Genomic DNA, 5,509 nt, shown 5'->3' on the forward strand with positions numbered 1-5,509 from the left:
AATATCCGGTAACTTCCTGCGCGGTATCATTAATCTGCAGGCTGTTCAGCACGCCAAAATTAATTTCCAGCGGCAGGACTATGTAAGTCTTAAAATAACCAAGAGCAATTATTTCACAGGTAAATTATGCGCCGCGCGCATAAGTCAGGAGTCGAAAAACATGCAAAGAACCACCGCGCCATTCCGTGCCGATACCGTTGGCAGCTTCCTGCGTCCGCAGTCAATTAAACAGGCGCGTGAGCAGTTTGCTGCTGGCGAAATCGATGCCACCGCACTGCGTCGTATTGAAGATGAAGCCATCCGTGATGTGGTGACTCATCAACGCGCCTGCGGTTTGCAGGTGGTGACTGACGGCGAGTTCCGTCGCGCATGGTGGCATTTTGACTTTTTCGACGGCCTGCAGGGCGTGGAGCGCTACGATGTCGATCAGGGCATCCAGTTTAACGGCGTACAGACCAAAGCACACAGCGTGCGTGTGGTCAGCAAGCTGGGCTTCGGCGATCACCCGATGCTGGCAGATTTCCGTTACCTGAAGAGTGTCAGCGGTGATGCTGTCGCCAAAATGACCATTCCAAGCCCGAGCGTGCTGCACTTCCGCGGCGGTCGTAAAGCGATCGATGCCACGGTTTACCCGGATCTGGATGCGTACTTTGACGACCTGGCACAAACCTGGCGTGATGCGATCAAAGCCTTCTATGATGCCGGTTGCCGCTATTTGCAGCTGGATGACACCGTCTGGGCGTATCTCTGCTCCGACGACCAGAAACAGCAGATCCGCGAGCGTGGCGACGATCCTGAAGAGCTGGCGCGTACGTATGCCCGCGTGCTGAATAAAGCGATTGAAGGCAAGCCGGACGATCTGACCATTGGTCTGCATGTTTGCCGCGGTAACTTCCGCTCGACCTGGATCTCTGAAGGGGGCTACGAGCCGGTGGCAGAAATTCTGTTTGGCACGGTAAATATCGACGCCTTCTTCCTGGAGTACGACAATGAGCGTTCTGGTGGCTTTGAGCCGCTGCGCTTTATCCGTCCAGGCAATCAGCAGGTGGTGCTGGGTCTGATTACCACCAAAAATGGCGAGCTGGAAAACCCGGAAACGGTGAAACAGCGTCTGGCTGAAGCGGCGCAGTATGTCGATATCAATCAGATCTGCCTCAGCCCGCAGTGCGGCTTTGCCTCAACCGAAGAGGGCAACAGCCTGACGGAAGAGCAGCAGTGGGCGAAACTGCGCCTGGTGGTCGATATCGCAAACAGCGTCTGGTAAGGGCGTAAAGTTGTGCAGACAGGCGCGGGTTCCCGCGCCTTTTATGCATCTGAATGTGTGAAAACGACTAAGTTAATCTCTCGCTGCATAAAAAATATACCCATCATCTAAGGTACTGCACTGATAAGTTGGAGTGATACGCTGCTTTGGCAGAGTTATCTGCTATATCACACGGCTTTCAGGCTCTCGTATTGTCTTTCCCCGCTATAAACGGTTTACTTAATGCCGTTGTCGATTCATCCCCTGTGAACAGAAGAAAATTAGCTCAATTCACCTGCGCGCCAGACCGTTAACCGGCATCATGCTCTGTAGTGGTCTGAATAAATGTTTCGCGTGCTGCGGGGTTCGCAACGCATCAAACACAACGTCCACTGCAATATTACCAACAGGCATTACGGCTTTTATGACACATCGTTTAACTCCTAAAGATATCCTCGCGCTGGGTTTTATGACCTTTGCGCTGTTTGTCGGCGCGGGCAATATTATCTTCCCGCCAATGGTGGGCATTCAGTCTGGTGAACACGTCTGGGTGGCGGCGCTGGGCTTTCTGATCACCGCGGTCGGTTTACCGGTGATTACCGTGATTGCGCTGGCGCGCGTTGGTGGCGGCATTGACGCGCTTAGCTCGCCCATCGGCAAAGCGGCGGGTCTGCTGCTGGCGACGGTGTGTTATCTGGCGGTGGGTCCGTTGTTCGCCACCCCGCGTACCGCCACGGTCTCGTTTGAAGTCGGTATTGCGCCGCTGACCGGTGACGGTCCGCTGCCGCTGTTTATTTACAGCGTCGTCTATTTCATTCTGGTGATGGGTATTTCGCTCTATCCGGGCAAACTGCTCGATACGGTGGGCAATATTCTGGCTCCGCTGAAAATTGTTGCGCTGGCGGTGCTGGGCGTGGCGGCACTGCTGTGGCCGGCGGGGAATTTTGCTCCGGCGACAGATGTTTATCAGCATGCTGCGTTCTCTAACGGTTTCGTGCAGGGCTATCTGACCATGGATACGCTGGCTGCTCAGGTATTTGGTATCGTGATTGTTAATGCGGCGCGTTCACGTGGCGTCAGCGATGCGCGCCTGCTAACGCGCTACACCATCATGGCTGGCCTCATTGCCGGAGTGGGGCTGACGCTGGTCTACCTCAGCCTGTTTAATCTGGGTTCACACAGCGCCAGCATTGTCGATCAGAATGCTAACGGCGCGATAATTTTGCACAACTATGTTCAGCATACCTTTGGTAGTATGGGCAGCAGCTTCCTCGCTGCGCTGATTTTCGTTGCCTGTATGGTGACGGCGGTGGGGCTGACCTGCGCCTGTGCTGAATTCTTCCAGCAATATCTGCCGCTCTCTTACCGGACGCTGGTGTTTATTCTGGGTCTGTTCTCGATGCTGGTATCAAACCTTGGCCTGAGCCATCTGATTCAGATTTCGATTCCGGTGCTGACCGCGATCTATCCACCGTGCATTGTGCTGGTGGTGCTGAGCTTCACCCTGAACTGGTGGAATAAAAGCAGCCGGATTATTGCGCCGACCATGCTGATTAGCCTGATTTTTGGTATTTTCGATGCAATAAAAACCACTCACTTTAAAGCTGTGCTGCCCGCCTGGAGTCAGCAATTGCCGCTGGCCGAGCAAGGGCTGGCGTGGCTGCCGCCGTCACTGGCAATTCTGGTGGTTGTCGCGATTGTTGATCGCGTCCTCGGGCGTCAGCAGGTTACCGCGCAACAGTAACTAAGTCGGTTTACTTCGCCATCGGTTTGCTCTGGTGGCCAATACAGTAAAAACGTCGCGGCACTGGCGTAAAGTTGTGCAGACAGGCGCGGATTTCCGTGCCTTTTGTGCATCTGAATGTGTGAAAACGACCAAATTAAGTCCAGGCTGCACAGAAAAAATACAAATCATCTAGTGTGCATTACTCATATGTTGAAGTGATACACTGCTTTTGCGGATTTATCCGCTATATCACTCTGCTTTTTCGATCCCGTGTTGCCTTCCGCCGCTATAAACGTTTAACTTAGCGCCGTTGTCGATTCATCCCCTGTGAACAGAAGAAAATTAGCTCAAATCACCTGCACGCCAGGCCGTCAGCAAGCATAATGCTCTGTAGTTGCCTGAATAAATGAAAATTTTAGCGTGCTGCGGGGTTCGCAACATTTCAAACACAACGTCCACTGCAACATCAGGAACAGGCACTACAGCTTTTATGACACATCGTTTAACTCCTAAAGATATCCTCGCGCTGGGTTTTATGACCTTTGCGCTGTTTGTCGGCGCGGGCAATATTATCTTCCCGCCAATGGTGGGCATTCAGTCTGGTGAACACGTCTGGATGGCTGCACTGGGCTTTCTGATCACTGCGGTTGGTTTACCGGTGATTACCGTGATTGCGCTGGCGCGCGTCGGTGGGGGTATTGATGCGCTTAGCTCGCCAATTGGTAAAGCGGCAGGTCTGCTGCTGGCGACCGTCTGCTATCTGGCGGTGGGGCCACTGTTCGCCACGCCGCGTACCGCCACGGTCTCGTTTGAAGTCGGTATCGCGCCGCTGACCGGTGACGGCCCGCTGCCGCTGTTTATCTACAGCCTGGTCTATTTCATCCTGGTGATGGGGATTTCGCTCTATCCGGGTAAGCTGCTTGATACGGTTGGAAATATTCTGGCGCCGCTGAAAATTGTTGCGCTGGGCGTGCTTGGCGTGGCGGCGATGCTGTGGCCAGCCGGTGATTTTGCACCGGCGACGGACGTTTATCAGCATGCTGCGTTCTCCAATGGCTTCGTGCAGGGCTATCTGACTATGGATACGCTGGGTGCGCTGGTGTTTGGTATCGTCATTGTTAATGCTGCGCGTTCACGTGGCGTCAGTGATGCGCGTCTGTTGACGCGTTACACCGTGCTGGCGGGTCTGATTGCCGGTGTCGGTCTGACGCTGGTCTATCTCAGCCTGTTTAAACTGGGCTCACACAGCGCCAGCATTGTCGATCAGAATGCCAACGGCGCGATGATTTTGCACAATTATGTTCAGCACACCTTTGGTGGTATGGGCAGCTTCTTCCTTGCTGCGCTGATTTTTGTCGCCTGTATGGTAACGGCGGTGGGGCTGACCTGCGCCTGCGCTGAATTCTTCCAGCAGTATCTGCCGCTCTCTTACCGTGCGCTGGTGTTTATTCTGGGTCTGTTCTCGATGCTGGTGTCAAACCTCGGTCTGAGCCATCTGATTCAGATTTCGATTCCGGTGCTGACCGCCATTTATCCGCCGTGTATTGTGCTGGTGGTGCTGAGCTTTACTCTGAGCTGGTGGAATAAAAGCAGCCGGATTATCGCGCCGACGATGCTGATCAGCCTGATTTTTGGTATCATTGACGCGATTAAAACCACCGGCTTTAAAGATGTACTGCCCGCCTGGATTCAGCATTTACCGCTGGCCGAGCAGGGACTGGCGTGGTTGCCGCCGTCACTGGCAATTCTGGTGGTTGTCGCGATTGTTGATCGCGTCATGGGGCGTCAGCACGTAACCGCGCACCAGTAATCAAGCAGGTTTATTTTTAACCACGGGCATGCCCGTGGTTTTTTCATTTCCACAGGTGATAAGTCGCTATGCAAGAAACGAACAAGCTCAAACGCGGACTGAGCACGCGCCATATCCGCTTTATGGCTTTAGGATCGGCAATCGGAACCGGGCTGTTTTACGGCTCGGCTGATGCCATTAAAATGGCGGGGCCAAGCGTGCTGCTGGCCTACATTATTGGCGGCGCGGTTGCCTATATCATTATGCGTGCGCTGGGTGAAATGTCGGTTAATAATCCGCAGGCCAGCTCGTTTTCACGCTATGCACAGGATTATCTCGGCCCGCTGGCTGGCTATATCACCGGCTGGACCTACTGTTTTGAAATTCTGATCGTCGCCATCGCCGATGTCACCGCCTTCGGCATCTATATGGGCGTCTGGTTCCCGGATGTGCCGCACTGGATCTGGGTACTGAGCGTGGTGCTGATTATCGGTGGCATCAACTTGCTGAGTGTGAAAGTGTTTGGCGAAGTGGAGTTCTGGTTCTCCTTCTTTAAAGTTGCCACCATTATCATCATGATCCTCGCCGGTTTCGGCATCATTATCTGGGGAATTGGCAACGGCGGTCAGCCAACCGGTATTCATAACCTGTGGACTAACGGCGGCTTCTTTGCCCACGGCATCGTCGGTATGCTGCTGTCGCTACAAATGGTGATGTTTGCTTATGGCGGTATTGAAATTATTGGTATCAC

At 53.7% G+C, this 5,509-nt stretch carries 4 protein-coding genes; all 4 read left to right on the top strand.

The window, feature by feature from the left end; translation table 11 throughout:
* The first annotated feature begins 160 nt into the window (after positions 1-160).
* Complete coding sequence (locus NG42_RS10400; protein ID WP_052899383.1) at positions 161-1,264, top strand: cobalamin-independent methionine synthase II family protein; 1,104 nt, start codon at positions 161-163, stop codon at positions 1,262-1,264.
* A 403-nt stretch (positions 1,265-1,667) separates the two neighbouring features.
* The gene (gene brnQ / locus NG42_RS10405) at positions 1,668-2,987 is read left to right on the top strand and encodes a branched-chain amino acid transport system II carrier protein (RefSeq protein ID WP_052899239.1); all 1,320 of its coding nucleotides are present in this window, start codon (positions 1,668-1,670) and stop codon (positions 2,985-2,987) included.
* 472 nt (positions 2,988-3,459) lie between these two features.
* Complete coding sequence (gene brnQ, locus NG42_RS10410; protein WP_052899240.1) at positions 3,460-4,779, top strand: branched-chain amino acid transporter carrier protein BrnQ; 1,320 nt, start codon at positions 3,460-3,462, stop codon at positions 4,777-4,779.
* 68 nt (positions 4,780-4,847) lie between these two features.
* The coding region (locus NG42_RS23480) for an amino acid permease (protein ID WP_052899390.1) at positions 4,848-5,509 on the top strand (662 nt) is incomplete at its 3' end.

Source organism: Winslowiella iniecta, assembly GCF_001267535.1.
GTDB lineage: Bacteria > Pseudomonadota > Gammaproteobacteria > Enterobacterales > Enterobacteriaceae > Erwinia > Erwinia iniecta.

Bases quoted from the DNA above. Each gene is read 5' to 3' on its own strand.
- NG42_RS10400 (WP_052899383.1), top strand. From the start codon at position 161: ATGCAAAGAACCACCGCGCCATTCCGTGCCGATACCGTTGGCAGCTTC.
- brnQ (WP_052899239.1), top strand. From the start codon at position 1,668: ATGACACATCGTTTAACTCCTAAAGATATCCTCGCGCTGGGTTTTATG.
- brnQ (WP_052899240.1), top strand. From the start codon at position 3,460: ATGACACATCGTTTAACTCCTAAAGATATCCTCGCGCTGGGTTTTATG.